This is a genomic window from Mycobacterium sp. NGS11, from assembly GCF_059813315.1.
The window spans coordinates 87273-105469 of sequence record NZ_JCALEJ010000002.1; the positions used below are offsets into that span (position 1 = coordinate 87273).

Annotated in this window: 10 protein-coding genes; 7 read left to right on the forward strand and 3 right to left on the reverse strand. The window is 68.4% G+C overall.

All coding sequences use genetic code 11. The features are described 5' to 3' along the window. From AC5Y4T_RS03260 to AC5Y4T_RS03280, 5 genes are all read left to right on the forward strand, one after another. On the forward strand, positions 1–6582 hold the full coding sequence (locus AC5Y4T_RS03260) for an amino acid adenylation domain-containing protein (protein ID WP_499915490.1): 6582 nt from the start codon (positions 1–3) through the stop codon (positions 6580–6582). Beyond that, on the forward strand, positions 6579–11018 hold the full coding sequence (locus tag AC5Y4T_RS03265) for an amino acid adenylation domain-containing protein (protein WP_499915491.1): 4440 nt from the start codon (positions 6579–6581) through the stop codon (positions 11016–11018). The genes AC5Y4T_RS03260 and AC5Y4T_RS03265 overlap by 4 nt, the downstream gene beginning before the upstream one ends. Continuing rightward, the gene (mbtG, locus tag AC5Y4T_RS03270; protein WP_499915493.1) at positions 11015–12301 is read left to right on the forward strand and encodes an NADPH-dependent L-lysine N(6)-monooxygenase MbtG; all 1287 of its coding nucleotides are present in this window, start codon (positions 11015–11017) and stop codon (positions 12299–12301) included. Before AC5Y4T_RS03265 ends, mbtG begins: the two co-directional genes overlap by 4 nt. A 221-nt stretch (positions 12302–12522) precedes the next feature. Then, positions 12523–13047, forward strand: coding sequence for an MTB12 family secreted protein (locus AC5Y4T_RS03275; RefSeq protein ID WP_499915495.1), 525 nt, complete (start codon positions 12523–12525; stop codon positions 13045–13047). A gap of 304 nt (positions 13048–13351) precedes the next feature. Beyond that, positions 13352–13870, forward strand: a complete 519-nt coding sequence (locus AC5Y4T_RS03280; RefSeq protein ID WP_499915497.1) for an MTB12 family secreted protein — start codon at positions 13352–13354, stop codon at positions 13868–13870. Here AC5Y4T_RS03280 and AC5Y4T_RS03285 read toward each other — a convergent pair. The 3 genes from AC5Y4T_RS03285 to AC5Y4T_RS03295 all read right to left on the reverse strand — a co-directional run bounded on the left by AC5Y4T_RS03285 (position 13864) and on the right by AC5Y4T_RS03295 (position 15746). Continuing rightward, complete coding sequence (locus tag AC5Y4T_RS03285) at positions 13864–14760, reverse strand: sigma-70 family RNA polymerase sigma factor (RefSeq protein ID WP_499915499.1); 897 nt, start codon at positions 14758–14760, stop codon at positions 13864–13866. The two genes, AC5Y4T_RS03280 and AC5Y4T_RS03285, sit on opposite strands and share 7 nt — an antisense overlap. Continuing rightward, on the reverse strand, positions 14757–15353 hold the full coding sequence (locus AC5Y4T_RS03290; protein ID WP_499915501.1) for a carboxymuconolactone decarboxylase family protein: 597 nt from the start codon (positions 15351–15353) through the stop codon (positions 14757–14759). The genes AC5Y4T_RS03285 and AC5Y4T_RS03290 overlap by 4 nt, the downstream gene beginning before the upstream one ends. Positions 15354–15431: 78 nt before the next feature. Further along, the gene (locus tag AC5Y4T_RS03295; RefSeq protein ID WP_499915503.1) at positions 15432–15746 is read right to left on the reverse strand and encodes a type II toxin-antitoxin system VapB family antitoxin; all 315 of its coding nucleotides are present in this window, start codon (positions 15744–15746) and stop codon (positions 15432–15434) included. A 207-nt stretch (positions 15747–15953) separates the two neighbouring features. Here AC5Y4T_RS03295 and hrcA point away from each other — a divergent pair, with 207 nt between their 5' ends. Next, positions 15954–16985, forward strand: coding sequence for a heat-inducible transcriptional repressor HrcA (gene hrcA / locus AC5Y4T_RS03300; protein WP_499915505.1), 1032 nt, complete (start codon positions 15954–15956; stop codon positions 16983–16985). A 57-nt stretch (positions 16986–17042) separates the two neighbouring features. Then, a complete protein-coding gene (dnaJ, locus tag AC5Y4T_RS03305) occupies positions 17043–18188 on the forward strand; it encodes a molecular chaperone DnaJ (protein ID WP_499915507.1) in 1146 nt (381 codons plus the stop codon). The last annotated feature ends 9 nt before the right edge of the window (positions 18189–18197 follow it).

An 18197-nucleotide genomic window follows, 5' to 3' on the forward strand; every position in this document is an offset into this window, starting at 1 on the left:
GTGACAGACACCACCGGCGTCAGCACCCATCTCGACGATGAGCGCCTGGAATTACTGCGCCGCAAGCTCACCGAGCGTGGCCTGGCCAGGACGACGGCCGTGGCGCCGGTGGCGGGCGACGGCGAGCCGCGTATGTCGGTCGGGCAGCACCGGATGTGGTTCGTCCAGTCCGTTGATCCCGACAGCGCGCTGCTCAACATCTGCGTCTCCTACCGCCTGTCCGGCACGGTCGACACCGCGCGATTGCACCATGCGCTCGACGCCGTCGCCGCGCGGCACCCCGTGCTGCATACGACGTATGTCACCGACGGGGAGGGTGACCCACATCCGGTGATCCGCGCGAACCTGCAACCCGAATGGGCCGAGCACGACCTGACCGGGCTGACCGATCAGGCGCGCCGGTTACGGCTGGATGTGCTGGCGCAGCGGGACTTTCGCCGGCCTTTCGATCTGAGCAAGGATTCACCGTTGCGAGTCACGGCGGCGCGCCTGGCCGACGACAAGCTGATGCTGCTGATCACCGCGCACCACATCGCCTGGGACGATGGCTCGTGGACGCCGTTCTTCGCCGATCTGACTCGCGCATACGCCGAACCGGACGTCTTCGCCGATACCCGAGCGCTGGTGGATCATTCGGCGGCCGCGACCGCCATCCGTCAGGCAGACCTGGACTATTGGCGACCACTGATGGCCGACCTGCCGGAGCCGCTCGAGCTTCCCGGGGCCAATGGTTCGGTGGTTCCCACCACTTGGCGCGCGCAGCGCGCGTTCACGCGGTTGTCGGCGGACACCGTCGATCGGGCGGCCGCGCTGGCCCGCGAGACGGGCGCCACTCCGTACCTGGTGTTGATGGCCGCGTTCGCCACGCTCGTGCACCGGTACACCCAATCGACCGACTTCCTGGTGGCGGCGCCGGTCCTCAACCGCGGCGCGGGCACCGAGGATGTGATCGGGTATTACGGCAACACGGTGGTGATTCGGCTGCGGCCGCAACCGCACCAGACGTTCCGCGAGCTGCTGGCCCAAACGCGTGACGGCGCGGTAGGCGCCTTCGCGCATTCGCGGGCCGACCTGGACTGGCTGGTGCGCGAGTCGAATCCGGATCGTCGCCATGGCGCCGACCGGATGACCCGGGTGAGCTTCGGGCAGCGCGAGCCCGACGGCGCCGGCTTCTGCCCGCCCGGCGTGCGTTGCGAACGCGGCGAATTGCGCGGGCATTTCAACCAATTGCCGCTGAGCTTGATGGTCGAGCTGAACCGGACGTTCGACGGCTCGAGCGGCGGCATGCTCGAGGCCGAGTACCTGGTTGAGGTCATGGATCAGCAACTGGTCGAGCAATTGCTGCGTCACTACGCCGCCCTGCTCGACGGCCTGCTGTCCGAGCCCGACGCGAAGCTGTCGGCATGCGCGTTGATGAGCGCCGAAGATGCCGAGTGGCTGCGCGCGGTGTCGACGGGCGAGGAATTCGTCACCCCGGCCAGCACCCTGCCCGAACTGGTCGGGCGCAGGGCGGGGCAGACGCCCGATGCCGTCGCGGTCGTCTACGAGGGTCGCGCCTACAGCTACCTGGAGATCGACGAAGAGTCGAATCGTGTGGCGCACTGGCTCATCGAGCAGGGCATCGGCACCGAGGATCGCGTCGCGGTGCTACTGGACAAGTCACCCGAATTGGTCATCACCGCACTCGGGGTGCTCAAAGCGGGCGGGGTCTATCTGCCGGTGGATCCCACCTACCCGGAGGACCGGCTGACGTTCATCCTCGAGGATGCGGACGCCAAACTGGTTGTGCGCGGACCGGTTACCGACGCGGGGCACTATCCGGCCACCGCGCCCGCCGAGCTCATCCGACCGCTGAGCCCGCAAAACACCGCCTACCTGATCTACACGTCGGGTTCCACCGGGCTGCCCAAAGGCGTTCCGGTGTCGCACGCACCGATCGCCGAGTATTTCGTCTGGTTCGGCGACGAATACCGGGTTGACGACACCGATCGCCTGCTGCAGGTCGCCTCGCCCAGCTTCGATGTGTCGATGGGTGAAATTTTCGGCACGCTGATCATGGGCGCCCGCTTGGTGATTCCGCGTCCCGATGGACTGCGCGATATCGGCTACCTGACCGAACTGCTGGCGCGTGAGGGCATTACGTCGATGCACTTCGTGCCGTCGCTGTTGGGTCTGTTCCTCTCGTTACCCGGCGTGGGCCAGTGGCGGACCCTGCGGCGCGTCCCGATCGGTGGAGAGCCCCTGCCCGGCGAGATCGCCGACAAGTTTCACGCCACCTTCGACGCGTCGCTGTACAACTTCTACGGGCCGACCGAGACGGTGGTGAACTGCACCAGCTATCCGGTGGAGGGCGCCCAGGGCACCCGGGTGGTGCCGATCGGCCGGCCCAAAATCAACACGCAGGTGCATCTGCTCGACAACGCGTTGCAGCCGGTTCCGGTCGGGGTGATCGGTGAAATCTATATCGCCGGAACGCATGTCGCCCATGGCTATCATCGCAGGCCTGCGCTGACGGCCGAGCGTTTCGTCGCCGACCCATTCACGCCGGGCGGCCGGATGTACCGCTCGGGTGACCTGGCCCGCCGCAACGCCAACGGCGACATCGAGTTCGTGGGCCGCGCCGACGAACAGGTGAAGATCCGCGGTTTCCGCATCGAGTTGGGTGAGATCGCTTCAGCCATCTCGGTCGACCCCAGCGTCGGGCAGGCGATCGTGCTGGCGATGGACCTGCCGCAGTTGGGCAAGAGCCTGGTGGGATACGTGACGCCGGCCCAGGGCGCCGGCACGGAAACGGTTGACGTCGAGCGCATCCGGGCCCGGGTTGCCGCGGCGTTGCCGGACTACATGACCCCGGCCGCCTACGTGGTGCTCGACGAAATCCCGATCACCGCACACCAGAAGATCGACCGCGCCGCGCTGCCGCAACCGCACATCGCGGCGGCCACCGAATACCGCGATCCCACCACCCCCACCGAACAGCTTGTGGCGCAACTGTTTTCCGGGCTGCTCGGCCACGAGCGGGTGGGCGCCGACGACTCGTTCTTCGATCTGGGCGGCCACTCGCTGGTCGCCACCAAACTGGTCACCGCCATCCGCGGGGAGTGCGGCGTGGAAATCGGCATCCGCGACGTGTTCGAACTCGCTACGGTCGCAGCGCTGGCCGAGCGGATCGACCAGCTGACTTCGGGTGAACTGACGCCGTCGCGGCCCAGGCTGATCACCACCGCGCACGACGAGCCCATGCCGCTCTCGGCGTCACAGCTCCGCAGCTGGTTCGCCTACCGCGTCGACGGGCCCAGCCGGGTCAACAACATCCCCTTTGCGGCGAAACTGACCGGGCCGTGGGACATCGATGCGCTGATCGCCGCCATCGGCGACGTCGTCGCCAGGCACGAAATTCTGCGCACCAGCTATGTCGAGCTGGACGGTGTGCCGTATCAGGTCGTGGGTCCGGCCGGCGTCGAAATTCCGGTTCGCCGCGAGGTGGGACCCGACGACGCCTGGCTGCAACGACAGCTCGACGTCGAGCGGTGCCATTGCTTCGAGCTGGACGCCGAATTGCCGATCCGGGTCGCGGTGCTGCGCACCGAGAACGCGGGCGAGCACGTGCTGTCGGTGGTCGTGCACCACATCGCTTCCGACCATTGGTCGGCCGGCGTGCTGTTCTCCGACGTGATGACGGGCTACCGGGCCCGGCGCGGGGGAGAAGCGCCGTCCTGGGCCCCGCTTCGGGTGCAGTACGCCGACTACGCGGCGTGGCAGCGGACGTTCCTGGGGGACGCCGGCGGGCAGGAATCCGCGATAGCCGCCGACCAGCGGGAGTATTGGACGCGGCAACTGGCCGGGCTGCCGGAGGACACCGGGCTGCGCCCGGACTTCCCGCGCCAGCCGGTGCCCAGCGGCGACGGGGAATCGGTCGATTTCCACATCGACTCGGCCACCCGCGCCAAGCTCGGTGAGCTGTGCCGCGAGCTGGGCGTCACCGAATTCATGCTGCTGCAAACGGCCGTCGCCGTGGTGTTGCACAAAGCCGGTGGCGGAACCGACATCCCGCTGGGCACCCCGGTCGCCGGCCGCACCGAAGCCGAGTTGGACCAGCTGATCGGGTTTTTCGTCAACATCCTGGTGCTGCGCAACGACCTGGACGGCAACCCGACGTTGCGTGAACTGCTCAAGCGGGCCCGGGAGACCGCGCTGGCCGCCTACGCCCACCAGGACCTGCCGTTCGACCGCGTGGTCGACAGCGTCAGCCCGGTGCGCTCGCTATCGCGTAATCCGCTGTTCCAGGTCGTCGTGCACGTGCGGGATCACCTGTCCGCCACCCGGGTCATCGAGACCGCCGCCGCGGGCAGCGGCGAACGGGACACCGTGTGCACCTCGCTGGACCCCATCTTCGATATGGCGCACGCGGATCTGAGCGTCAACTTCTTCGGCACCGACGGCTCCGGCGACATCGGCTACCACTGCAATCTCATCTACCGCACCGAGCTCTACGCCAGGACCACCATCGAGCGGCTGGCCGGGTGGCTGACCCGGGCGCTCACCGAGTTTGCTGAAGACCTCGATCGGCCTTTGCGGGACGTGCGGCTGATCGATGCCACGGAACAGCAGCGCATTCTGCGGGACTGGAGCCGCGGCGAGCAGCCGCCGCACGACCGGCCGCGCACCATCCCGGAACTGCTGGAACCCAGCCGGGCGTGGGGCACCGGCCGCATCGCGGTGCGCTGCGGCGAGCAGAGCATCGATTACCCTGCGCTGCACCGTCGTTCGGATAACCTGGCCGCGCTGCTCGTCGGGCACGGAGTGGGCCCTGGGTCGCTGGTCGGGCTGTCGACCCGGCGCAGCATCGAGCTGGTGGTGGCGCTGGTGGCCATCATGAAGGCGGGCGCCGGCTACTTTCCCATCGACCCCGGCTATCCGCTGGCGCGAAAGCAATTGATGCTCGACGACGTCACGCCGCCGGTCGTGGTCGCGACGGACGAAGCGGTGGACACCATGCCGCAGGTGCCCGGCATACAGCTGATCTCGCTGGACGATCCCCAGGTACGCGCCGTGGTGAACGGCGATGACGCGGCTCCGCGGTCGGGGGCCTTGCCGCTGCCGCACCCCGACGACCCGATGTATCTGGTGTTCACCTCCGGGTCCACCGGCAAGCCGAAAGGCGCGGTGGGCACGCATCGTTCGATGACCGCCCGGCTGGACTGGCAGCTGCGGCACTACCCGCCGCGAACCGACGACGTGCGACTGGCGCAGGCCTCGATCACCTTCCTCGAGGGCGGCATGGAAATGCTGGCCGGCCTGGCGGTCGGCGCGACCATGATCCTGGCCGACGACGCCGAGCACCGCGATCCAGAGGCCCTCGGGGAGCTGATGAACCGGTATTCGGTCGCTCAGGTCACTGCGGTGCCCAGCCTGGTGTCGGCGTTGGTGGACAGCCGGCCCGCCGCCGTGCGCTCGCTGTCACGGCTGGTGTGCGGTGGCGAACCGGTGAGCGCGGGGCTGCTGCAGCGGCTGGTGTCGGTGTGCGCCGACGAGGACGGCGCCGGCATCGAGTTGCTGAACAACATCGGCTCCACCGAGACCTCCGGCGCGGTGTCGCGGGGGCGGCTGGTCCTGCCGAATCCGCTTGTCGGAAAGCCCGTCCCGGGCGCCGAGGCCTATCTGCTCGACGATGGATTGCGTCCCGTGCCGGTCGGCGTGGTGGGCGAGCTGTACTACGCCGGTGACCAGCTGGCTCGAGGATATTGGAAGCGGGCGGGCCTGACCGCGACGCGGTTCATCGCCAACCCCTATGGTGCAAAGCCCGGTTCGCGGTTGTACCGCAGTGGCGACCTGGCCCGGTGGACCGAGGACGGCCAACTGGAATTCATCGGGCGTTCCGACCACCAGGTGCAGGTGCGCGGTTTCCGCGTCGAGCTCGCCGAGGTCGAGGCGGCGCTGGCCGCAGCCGACGGCGTCGCCGCCGCGGCGGCGCGGACGTGGGAGGTGCACGGCGGCACGTCGCTGGCCGGATATGTTGTGCCGCAACGACCGATCACCGACGATGCCGGCAAGTCGTCCTTCGCGGCGGACGTGCGTGCCGCGATCGCCACCACATTGCCGGGTTACATGCTGCCGTCGTCGCTCACCGTGCTCGACGTCCTCCCGAAAACCGAATCGGGCAAACTCAACCGGCCGGGACTGCCGCGGCCGGCGGTCAGCACCGGCGGCCAGACCGAACCCGCGCGCACGGACACCGAACGGGCGCTGGCCCAGGTCTTCGCGGAGTTGCTGTCTACCACGGAAATCGGGCGATTCGACGACTTCTTCGCGCTCGGCGGCGACAGCATCCTGTCCGTGCAGCTCGCCTCGCGGGCGCGGGCGGCCGGCCTGGCCGTGAGTCCGCGCATGATCTTCGAGAATCCGACGGTGCAGCAGTTGGCCGCGGCGTTGGACGCCGTGGGCGACGAAGGGGCCGACATCGAACAAGGCGCCCAGGTGACCGACACGCGTTTCGAGCCGATGAGTACCTCCGGACTGTCGCCATCGGATCTGGCTGCCGTGACGCAACTTTTCGCGTCGTCGCGCGAAGGCACGACATGACGGCCGCCAAAACCGAGGTCGCGCCCGACATCGACGACGTGATGGCGTTGAGCCCGCTGCAGGAGGGCTTGTATTCGCTGACCACTCTCGCCGAATTCGCCGACGGCGAAGCGGCCGACGACCCGTACGTCATCGGCATCGCGGCGGACATCTCCGGCGAACTCGATGTCGCGCTGCTGCGTGACTGCGCGGAGCAGATGCTGGTGCGCCACCCGAACCTGCGGGCCAGCTTCTTCAGCCGGGGAATCCCGCGACCGGTACAGGTTGTGCCGTCTCGCGTCGAGCTGCCGTGGCGCCTGGTCGCCGCGACACCCGCCGACGTGCCGGCGCTGGAAACCGGCGAGCGCCGACGCCCGTTCGATCTGGAACAAGGGCCGGCGATCCGCTTTCTGTTGATCGAATTGCCAGGCGCGCAATGGCGTTTGGTGCTCACCGCCCATCACATCGTGATCGACGGCTGGTCGTTGCCGGTGTTCGTCAACGAGATGATGATCCTGTATCAGGCCGGCGGTGACCCGTCGGCGCTGCCGGTTGCCCCGCGGCCCTACCGCGACTACATCGGCTGGCTGGCGAATCGCGATCCGGAAACCAGCCACAGAGTGTGGCGCGAGCACCTGGCGGGGATGCCGGGGCCCACCCTGCTCGCCGCATCGCTGGGATCCGTTGAGACCACCGAGGGCCGGCAGACGGCGCTGCCGCGCACCACGGGGCTGCGAATGCCGGCCGATACCACCGCCCGGCTGATCGACGACAGCCGGGCCCGCGGCATCACCGTCAACACCCTGGTGCAAATGGCATGGGCGCTGGTGTTGTCGCGGCTGATCGACACGCAGGATGTGGTTTTCGGCGTCACCGTGTCCGGTCGGCCGCCCGAACTGACCGGCGTCGAAACCATGGTCGGTCTGTTCATCAACACCGTGCCGCTGCGTGTGCGGCTGGACCCGGCAGCGGCGGCCGGCGAGCAATGCCGAGCCGTCCAGCGCGACGCCGCGCTGCTGCGCGAGCACAGTTATCTGGGGCACGCCCAACTGCGGGCCCTCGGCGGGGTCGGGGAAATGTTCGACACCCTGCTGGTCTACGAGAACTTCCCGATGGACGGCCTGACCGCGGGCGGCGAATTCACCGCTGGTGCAGCGACATTTCGCCCGTCCGCCCTGCAAACCCTGTCGCACTTTCCCATCGCCATCGCCGCTCACATGGAAGGCGGCGAGCTGGTGGTGCTGGTCGAAGCGATCGACGGAGCACTGGGTGCCGTCCCCGCCGCCACGCTGGGCCGGCGGGTGCTCACCACCGCCGAGAGGCTGTTGCAGGGCTGGGAGCGTCCGCTGCGCGACGTCAGTGTCCTGCTTGACGATGAGGCGCACCCGCTGGGCGCCGCTGGTACGCCAAAGCCACTGCCGCCGTTGAGCATTCACGCCCGCTTCGCCGACGTTGTGGCCAGGACACCGGACCGCCCGGCGGTCAGCTGGGCGGGTGGCGCGCTGAGCTATCGCGACCTCGACCTGCACAGCACCCGGCTGGCGGCGCGACTCGCACACCGGGGGGTCACGCCCGAAACGCCGGTGGGCATCCGGCTTTCCCGGGGCCCGCGGTACGTCATCGCGATACTCGCCGTGCTCAAGGCCGGCGGCATGTGCGTGCCGATGGAGCCGGGAATGCCCCCCGAACGGGTGAACTCGATCCTGCGTCAATCGGGCGCCCTGATCGTGTTGGACGAAGAGCTCACCGAGTCGCTGCTGGAGCACGGCGAACCGCGCGACGACCACTTCATCGCGGTGGACGTTCCACCCGCCCAGGCCGCGTACGTCGTGTTCACCTCGGGCACCACCGGAGAACCCAAGGGCGTCATCGGAACTCACGGCGCGGTGGGCGCCTACGCCGACGATCATCTGGACCGCGTGTTGCGGCCGGCGGCCGACAAACTGGGCCGGCCGCTGCGGGTCGCCCACGCGTGGTCGTTCGCCTTCGATGCCGCGTGGCAGCCGCTGGTCGGTTTGCTCGACGGGCATCGCGTGCATGTCGTCGACGAACACACCCAGACCGATGCCGAGGCGCTCGTCGCGCTGATCGCCGCGCAGGGAATCGACATGATCGACACCACCCCGTCGATGTTTGCTCAACTGCACGCATTTGGTTTGCTGACCGAGGCGCCACTGACGGTGCTGGCGCTGGGCGGCGAGGCGGTCGGCGGTTCGGCCTGGGCCCGGATCCGCAACACGTGCGAAACGACGTCGATGACGGCCTACAACTGCTACGGGCCGACCGAGACCACGGTCGAGGCGGTGGTCGCGGCCATAGCCGAGCACGACGAACCCTCCATCGGGCGGCCGACCCGGCACACCCGCGGCTACGTGCTGGATTCCGCGCTGCGCCCGGTGCCCTGCGGGGCGACGGGTGAACTGTATCTGGGCGGTGCCCAGCTGGCCCGCGGCTACCTCGGCCGCGCCGCCGAGACCGCGGCCCGCTTTCTCGCCGACCCGTTTGGCCGGGCCGAACGGATGTATCGCACCGGCGACCTGGTGCGCCGGTTGCCCAGCGGCGCACTGCAATACGTGGGCCGCGCCGACGCCCAGGTGAAGATCCGCGGCCACCGCGTCGAACCCGGCGAGATCGCCGCCGCCCTCGAATCGCACCCGGCCGTGCGGCACGCGGGTGTGTTGGTACAGCAGCGCCGGGGCATCGCCCGGCTCACCGCGTACGTGGCCACCGACACGGCCACCGCCCGGCCGGCAACCGCCGAGCTGCGGAGCATGCTCAGCACCCGGCTGCCGCGCTACATGGTTCCACATCGCATCGTCCTGGTCGACGAAATCCCGTTGACCGCCAACGGAAAGCTGGACGAAGCCGCGTTGGCGGCTCTCGATCACGCCGAGTCCGAGGTTGGCGCGGCGACGCCCGAGACCGACACGGAAGCCGCGCTGTCCGAACTGCTCGCCGAGCTGCTCGGGCAACCGCGCATCGACGTCACCGCAGACTTCCTGCAGCTCGGCCTGGACAGCATCATGGCGCTGTCGGTGGTACAAGCGGCCCGTGCACGCGGAATTGCGTTGCGCGCCAGGCTCATCCTCGAGTGCAGCAACGTTCGCGAACTGGCCGAGGCGATCGACTCGGAGACCGCGGCCGCTGCCCAGCAGGTTGACACGGGCACCGGGCCAATGCCGTTGCTGCCCAACGGCCGGTGGCTCTACGAATTCGGCAACCCATGCAGGCTCGCCCAGACCGAAGCCATCCGGCTGCCCGAGACGCTGCACCGCGAGCGGTTGCATGCGGCTTTGGCCGGGATCATCGAGGGCCACGAAGTGCTGCGCACCCGGCTCGACCGGTCCAGCATGACCCTGGTGCCCGTGCCGGCCGCCGATACCGCCGACCTCGTCAACGAGGTTGAGGTGGTTGACGATCTGGCCGGCGCCGTGCCGGCCCACGTCGCCCAGGCCGTCGACCGCCTGGACCCCGAACGCGGAACGCTGCTGTCCGCGGTGTGGTTACGACCGCCGGCGGGAGGCAGCGTTCTGCTGCTGGCCGCGCACGTCGTCGCGCTCGACCCGGCGTCGTGGCGAGTCATCCTCGGCGAACTCGCTGCCGCCCTGACGGCCTCGGCCTCCGGCCACGCGCCCGCACCCGTCCGCGAACACACGAGTTATCGGCGCTGGGCAGCCGCGCTCACCGCGCGGGCACACCGGCTGGACACGGTCGAATTCTGGGCGGCGCAACTGGACGGCGACGATCCTGACCTCGGCGCCCGGCGCGTCGATCCAATCCGCGACCGGGCTCGCAATGTGCTCGTCCGTAACGTCGTCACCGACGCCGAGGTCACCCGCCGGCTGCTGGAATCGGACCTGTCGTTGCCCACGCTCCTGGTCGCCGCGACGGCCGCGACGGTGACGCGCTGGCGCGAGCTGCGCGGCCAAGCCACGCCCCCGCCGCTGCTCGCACTCGAAACCCACGGCCGTGCCGATAGTTTGGTGGACGCGCCGGGTGCACACGCCATCGACACCGGCGACACGGTTGGATTGCTCAGCTCCATCTACCCGGTGCGACTGGACTCGACGGATCCGCACAAGGTGGGGGAGAAGCTGTCGGCCATCCCCGGCGATGGCCTCGACTACGGGCTGTTGCGCTACCTGCGCGACGACACCGCCGAGCGGTTCGCCGCATTTTCGCCCCCGCAACTGCTGCTGAACTATCTCGGCGCCGCCCACACCGGCGGCGGCATGGGGCTGCGGCTCGAGCGCGAGTTACTCGCCGGGACGTCGCCGGTGCCCGAGCCGGAGCTGGCGGTGCGCCACGAGCTCACCATCGCGGCGATGGTGCTGACCTATGACGGCGAGCGGGTTCTCGCGGCGCAGTGGCGCGCCCTGCCCGACGTTCTCGATGACGCGGATATCGCCGCGCTACAGCAACTTTGGATCGATTCGCTGCGGGAGGCGGTGAGATGAGCACACTGGCGATCGTGGGAGCCGGCGCCAAGGCGGTGGCCGTGGCGGCCAAGGCCTTCGCGCTGCGCGAAATGGGCGTCGAGGTTCCCGACGTGGTGGCCGTGGAGCGGATCGGCGTCGCGGCGAACTGGCAGGCCAGCGGCGGCTGGACCGACGGTGCGCACCGGCTGGGCACCAGCCCGGAAAAAGACGTCGGGTTCCCCTACCGGTCGGCGCTGGTGCCGCGCCGCAACGCCGAACTCGACGACCGGATGACCCGCTACAGCTGGCAGTCATATCTGATCGCGACCGCGTCGTTCGCCGAATGGATCGACCGCGGCAGACCGGCGCCGACGCATCGCCGGTGGAGCCAGTACCTGAGTTGGGTTGCCGACCACGTCGGAATGAACGTGGTGCACGGTGACGTCGAACGATTGGCGATCACCGGGGACCGCTGGGCGCTGCACACCCACGAGACGACCGTGCACGCCGATGCGTTGATGATCACCGGTCCCGGCCAGGCCGAAAGGTCCTTGCTCCCCGGCAATCCGCGCATGCTGTCGATTGCCCAATTCTGGGACCGCGCCGCCAATCACGACCGGATCAATGCGGAGCGGGTGGCGGTGATCGGCGGTGGCGAGACGGCCGCGGCGATGCTCTATGAACTGTTCCGCCACCGCGTGTCGAGCATCACCGTGATTTCCCCGCAAGCTACGTTGTTCACTCGCGGCGAGGGGTTTTTCGAGAATTCGCTGTTCTCCGATCCCACCAATTGGCCTGCCCTGACCCTCGCCGAGCGCCGCGACGCGCTGGCCCGCACCGACCGTGGGGTGTTTTCGTCCAACGTGCAGGAAGCTCTGCTGGCCGACGATCGCATCCACCACCTGCGTGGCCGCGTCGCGCACGCGGTGGGCAAGGAGGGGCAGATCCGGTTGACGCTGTCCACCAACCGCGGCAGCGAGAACCTCGAGACGGTACACGGGTTCGATCTCGTGATCGACGGCTCCGGCGCTGACTCCCTTTGGTTCGCACCGTTATTCAGTCAGGACGCGCTGGATCTGCTCGAGCTCGGCCTGGGCGGGCCGCTGACCTCGGAGCGGCTGCAGGAGGCGATGGGTTATGACCTGGCCGTCACGGATGTGACGCCCAAGCTGTTCCTGCCGAACCTGTCAGGACTCACCCAGGGTCCCGGTTTTCCCAACCTGAGTTGCCTTGGCCTGCTGTCCGACCGGGTGCTGGGGTCCACCATCGGCCCGTCCAGGCATTCGGTGAGAACTAGACACGATGAGCGCCAGACCCTTTGACGACGCCGGTCGAATTTTGTGCGGCTACCTTCTTGCGGCACAGCTCGTTTAGCATGTTCGACACGTTGCGACCGTAGCGTCGTCGTAACGTGACCCACCTGAGACACAAATTCCGGACTCACGGTGCACACTTACACCATCTTCATCCATTGGAGACGTGTGACCGCGTGCGGCCGCCCGCAAGGTATCCGCCACGGTCCATGTGCATCGAAGGGGGACCTGTGATATCCGTGAAGTCCATTGCCACGGGCGTGGCGGCCTTGACCGCCATTGGCGGCGCCGCCGCCGGTGTGGCTTCCATCGCCGCACCGATCGGCCTCGATCAGGTGCAACTGGCTGCGGTCGGCGCGCCACTGCCGCAGGACCCGCCGCCGCCACCGGGAGCGCCGGGGCAGCTGCCGACGGCTGACCAATTGGCCAACCTCTGCACCCAAGCAACCGACCCCGGCGTCAACTACCGGGACAAGGCCAACCTCGTTGAAAACGGCATCCCTCAGAACGAGGGCATGGTGGCCGACCACGACCTGCGGAAGGCCTACCGCAACGGGAATTTCCCCGAGCAGTTCAACGTGACCAACATCGCGCCGGCGGGTCCGAACATGGCCCAGGCCGACGTGGGCATCACAGGGCCGAAGTTCGCCGGGCCGGTCAACAAGCACCTGGTGTTCGTCAACCAGAACGGGAACTGGGTCTTGCAACACGACGCGGCGCTTGCCCTGCTGCAGGCGGCGACGGCGACCAACTAAGGCAGATCGGCGTCGAGTAACACCGACGTTTCACACCAAACCCCATGCGCCCCCGGAAGGCGGCGCATGGGGTTTGGCGCTTCGCCCGCGCACTGACTGGTCGCCCCGGCGGCATCAACGCATGTTCTCGCACGGCCGGCGCACAATTCACTGATGGTTTTCCCACATCGGATCGCCGTAACGTATCGGCGCCCCGACGCGAAGTATCAGACGCAAAGGGCACGCTGACACCTCCACGCCGCCACCACATGGGCGGTTCGGACGGCGGATCGTGCGTGCAGACGTGCTCGTTCAAGGGGGAAGCATGAAAACCGTCAAGATCATTGCCACCGGCCTGGCAGCGCTGGCCATCGTCGGCGGCGTCGCCGCAGGCGTGGCCTCGGTCGCGACACCGAGTTCGCTCGCCGCCGGAGTGCGACTCACCACAGGGGACGCGCCGCTTCCGCAAGATCCGTCCGCGCAGCCCGTGACGGCCGCAAACGTGCCCACCCCCGATCAGCTGACCGGCGTGCTCACCACCCTCGCCGACCCCAAGGTCTCCTTCACCAACAAGAGCAACCTGGTGCAGGGCGGCATCAGCGGAATGGCAGCGCATGTCGCCGACAAGAAGCTGCAGAAGGCGGCCAAGAACGGCGACCTGCCGCTGTCGTTCGGTGTCACGAACGTCCAGCCGGCCGCGGACGGTTCGGCGACCGCCGACGTCGCGGTCTCCGGCCCCAAACTGACCTCGCCGGTCACGCAGAACGTCACGTTCGTCAACCAGGGCGGCTGGGTGCTGTCGCGGGCGTCGGCGATGGAGTTGCTGGAGGCCGTCGGTCAGTGATCGGCGCTTAAGGCCCGCAGGTCCAATCTGGCGATGCGCGCCGGATCCGCCAGCACGTCGATGGCGCGGATCCGGCCGTCGCGCACCACGAAACCCATGACGGCAGCCGCACGACCGGCGAGGAATATCACCGCTCCGGCGGCACCGTTCACGGTCGCGCTTCGCACCTCGCGTTCCGGCCCGGCGTAACTGCGGGCCAGCTGGGCCACCGACGACGCCCCCTCCGCGCGGAAGACGGCCGTGGCCGAGCCGAAGTCACCACGCAACACCACGTCGGGATGGAGCACCGCCACCAGGCGGTCGAAGTCGCCGCTGCGCCCCGCCGCGAAGAAGGCGTCGACAACCTCGCGTTGGGCGACCAAGGTGCCGTCGGGAACCGGGTCGGCCTGCTCGATCCGGCGCCGGGCCCGGCTGGCCAGCTTGCGGGCCGCCTCCGGCGTTCGATCGACAATGCCCGCGATCCGATCGAACGGCACGGTGAACACGTCGTGCAGCACGAACGCCAGCCGCTCGGCCGGCGGCAGCGTATCCAGCACCACGAACAGTGCCAGCCCCACCGCGTCGGCCAGCATCGCGCGGTGCTCGGGGTCGAATTCACCAACCGCCTCCACGAGCGGATCCGGCAGGTGACCGATCAGTTCCTCGTGGCCGTGAGTCCGGCGGTCGCGCAACATGTTCAGGCAGATGCGCGCGACCACGGTGGTCAGCCAGGCGTCCAGGTTGGCGATGCGGTCCACGCCGTCCGATTCGGCGCTGCGGTTCAGCCGCAGCCACGCCTCCTGCACCGCATCCTGAGCGTCGTCGACCGAGCCCAGCATGCGGTAGGCGATGGCGCCCAGCTGAGGTCGGGCCGCCTCGAAGCGAGCCGCCAGTGACGGATCCGCCTTCACGGCCGATCGGGCTCGGGCAATGCGCACACCCGATTGGCCGAAAAGCCCGACGACCCGATACCGAGGGCGATGTTGAACCGGGCGCGCATGTTGCCCAGGTTGATGACGTGGGTCAGGCCGACGAGCTGGGGTGTGTCGAAGTGGACACGCAGCGCGTCGAACAGTTCATCGGTCACCTCGACCGGGGTGCGACTCATCGCGGTGGCGTAGTCGAGGATCAGCCGGTCGACGTCGGAGAAGCACACGGCGTTGCGGTAATCCGCCATCGCCAGCAATTCTTCGTCGGTGATGCCCCACTGCCGGGCGATCTGTGAGCCGAGGTCGATGCAGTACTCGCAGCGCACCGTCGTCGCGGCCTTGAGCTCCGCCAGCGCACGGTGGCGGGGACTGAGGATGTCCAGTTTCGACTCGGCCTGCTCCAACTTGCCGTATGCGCTGAGCAGTCGGGGGATGTGCGCATACATCCGCAGCGGCTCCAGCATCCCTGCGGTTTCGAGCCCGGCCATCTGTGCGAGCTTGCGTCTGGTGAAGAAGAACGCGATCTTGGCGCCGAGGCCGGCGTCGCGGTCCGAGACTCCTTGCAGCCGTGGCATGGCGATCCTCCTGGCAAGTTGTGGCGGGAAGCCAACGTCCTTACTAGGTCGACACGCGGCGAGGCCCGAACGTGACACTTATGCGGGCGAGCCCAGCGGTATATCCATATCGAATACCCGGGCGTGCAGCACGGTGCGGTTCCGTAGGGCGGCGCGCACCGCACGGTGCAGGCCGTCTTCGAGATACGTGATGCCCTTCCACCGCACCGCGTGCGGAAACAGATCGCCGTAGAAGGTGGAGTCCTCGGAGAGCAAGCGGTCCAGTGCGAGCACCGTTGTGGTGGTGACCAATTCGTCGAGCCGGATCTGCTGCGGCGGTATCTGGGACCAATCCCTATAGGAGAGGTTGTGCTCGGGATACGGCTTGCCGTCGCGCACGCCCTTGAAGATCATCGGCCGACCTTTCTCGATTCATTGCTGTGGCCCGACCGGTTCATTCTGGAAAGGCTAGCCGGACTGATGCTCGGCAGCACCGGTGCGTTCCGAGAAAGTTTCCAGCAGCCGGCGCGGCCATCGCCGAACCGCTGCTGATCACGGTCGGCATCGGCTCAGCCCGTAAAATGAATCCGGTCGACGCGGTATAGAAGGAGGTGGCGGCCGGTGGGAAGTGCCGATGACCGTCGGTTCGAGGTGTTGCGCGCCATCGTCGCCGACTTCGTCGCCACCAAAGAGCCGATCGGTTCGAAGGCGCTGGTGGACCGACACAACCTGGGCGTCTCGTCCGCCACGGTCCGCAACGACATGGCGGTACTCGAGGCCGAGGGCTACATCACCCAGCCGCACACCAGCTCCGGCCGCGTGCCCACCGAGAAGGGCTACCGCGAATTCGTCGACCGGCTCGACGACGTCAAGCCGCTGTCCTCGGCCGAACGGCGCGCGATTCAAAGCTTCCTCGAGTCCGGCGTCGACCTCGATGACGTTTTGCGGCGGGCGGTCCGGCTGCTGTCGCAACTGACTCGGCAGGTGGCCGTGGTGCAGTACCCGACGCTGTCGTCGTCCACCGTGCGCCACCTCGAAGTGATCGCCCTGACCCCGGCCCGGCTGCTGATGGTCGTCATCACCGACTCCGGCCGCGTCGACCAGAGGGTCGTCGAACTCGGTGACGTCATCGAGGATCACGAACTTTCTCAACTGCGGGAAATGCTCGGCCAGGCGCTGGTGGGCAAGAAGCTGTCGGCCGCCTCCGTCGCGGTGGCCGACCTCGCGGGCCAGCTGAGCAGCCCAGACGGCTTGGGCGACGCCGTCGGCCGATCCGCGACGGTGTTGCTGGAATCGCTGGTCGAACACACCGAAGAGCGCCTGCTGCTGGGCGGCACCGCGAACCTGACCCGTAACGCCGCCGATTTCGGTGGCTCGTTGCGCTCCATCCTGGAAGCGCTCGAGGAGCAGGTCGTGGTGCTGCGGTTGCTGGCCGCCCAGCAGGAAGCCGGTAAGGTGACGGTGCGAATCGGCCACGAGACGGCCGCCGAACAGATATTGGGCACCTCCGTGGTGACCACCGCCTACGGCACCTCCGACACCGTCTACGGGGGAATGGGTGTGCTGGGGCCCACCCGGATGGACTATCCGGGAACTATCGCCAGCGTTGCTGCGGTTGCCCTATATATCGGCGAAGTCCTGGGTGCTCGATGAACGCGCACCTGCAGGGTGGGTAGGCGCGGGGATAGACCAGGTATAGGAGAGTCAAGCGTGGCACGCGATTACTACGGGCTGCTCGGCGTGAGCAGAAACGCCAGCGACGCGGAGATCAAGCGCGCTTACCGCAAGCTCGCCCGCGAACTGCATCCCGATGTCAACCCCGACCAGGCCGCGCAGGCGAAATTCCAGGAGATCAGTGCCGCCTACGAGGTGCTGAGCGACCCCGAGAAGCGGCGGATCGTCGACCTGGGTGGGGACCCGCTGGAGAACGCGGCCGCGGGCGGCGGTTTCGGCGGATTCGGCGGCGGCCTGGGCGATGTCTTCGAGGCTTTCTTCGGCGGCGGCTTCAGCGGCGGCGCGACCTCGCGCGGCCCGATCGGGCGGGTGCGGCCGGGCTCGGACTCGCTGCTGCGGATGCGGCTCGACCTCGAAGAGTGCGCCACCGGTGTGACAAAGCAGGTCACCGTCGACACCGCGGTGCTGTGTGACAGGTGCCAGGGCAAGGGCACCAACGGCGATTCGGCACCGGTGCCCTGCGACACCTGCGGTGGCCGCGGCGAGGTACAGACGGTGCAGCGCTCGCTGTTGGGGCAGGTGATGACGTCGCGACCCTGCCCGACCTGCCGCGGGGTCGGCGTCGTCATTCCCGACCCGTGCCACCAGTGCATGGGCGACGGCCGGGTGCGGGCCCGCCGCGAGATCAGCGTCAAGATCCCGGCCGGCGTCGGCGACGGCATGCGGGTGCGGCTCGCCGCGCAGGGCGAGGTCGGGCCCGGTGGTGGGCCGGCCGGTGACCTGTATGTCGAGGTGCACGAACAGGCCCACGACGTCTTCGTCCGCGAAGGCGACGACCTGCACTGCACGGTGTCGGTGCCGATGGTTGACGCGGCGCTGGGCGTCACGGTCACCGTCGACGCCATTTTGGACGGCGTCAGCGAGATCACCATTCCGCCCGGCACCCAACCGGCTTCGGTCATCACGCTGCGTGGCCACGGCATGCCGCACCTGCGGTCCGGCACCCGGGGCGATCTGCATGTGCACGTCGAGGTGGTAGTGCCGGCCCGGCTGGACCACCGCGACACCGAATTGCTGCGCGAGTTCAAGACGCGCCGCAGCCGCGACGTGCCCGAGGTCCGCTCGACCCACGCCGGCGGAGGCTTGTTCAGCCGGCTCCGCGAAACCTTCACCGGGCGCTAGCCGGCGCCC

Bases quoted from the DNA above. Each gene is read 5' to 3' on its own strand.
- AC5Y4T_RS03290 (WP_499915501.1), bottom strand. From the start codon at position 15,353: ATGCCACGGCTGCAAGGAGTCTCGGACCGCGACGCCGGCCTCGGCGCC.
- AC5Y4T_RS03280 (WP_499915497.1), top strand. From the start codon at position 13,352: ATGAAAACCGTCAAGATCATTGCCACCGGCCTGGCAGCGCTGGCCATC.
- mbtG (WP_499915493.1), top strand. From the start codon at position 11,015: ATGAGCACACTGGCGATCGTGGGAGCCGGCGCCAAGGCGGTGGCCGTG.
- AC5Y4T_RS03295 (WP_499915503.1), bottom strand. From the start codon at position 15,746: ATGATCTTCAAGGGCGTGCGCGACGGCAAGCCGTATCCCGAGCACAAC.
- AC5Y4T_RS03265 (WP_499915491.1), top strand. From the start codon at position 6,579: ATGACGGCCGCCAAAACCGAGGTCGCGCCCGACATCGACGACGTGATG.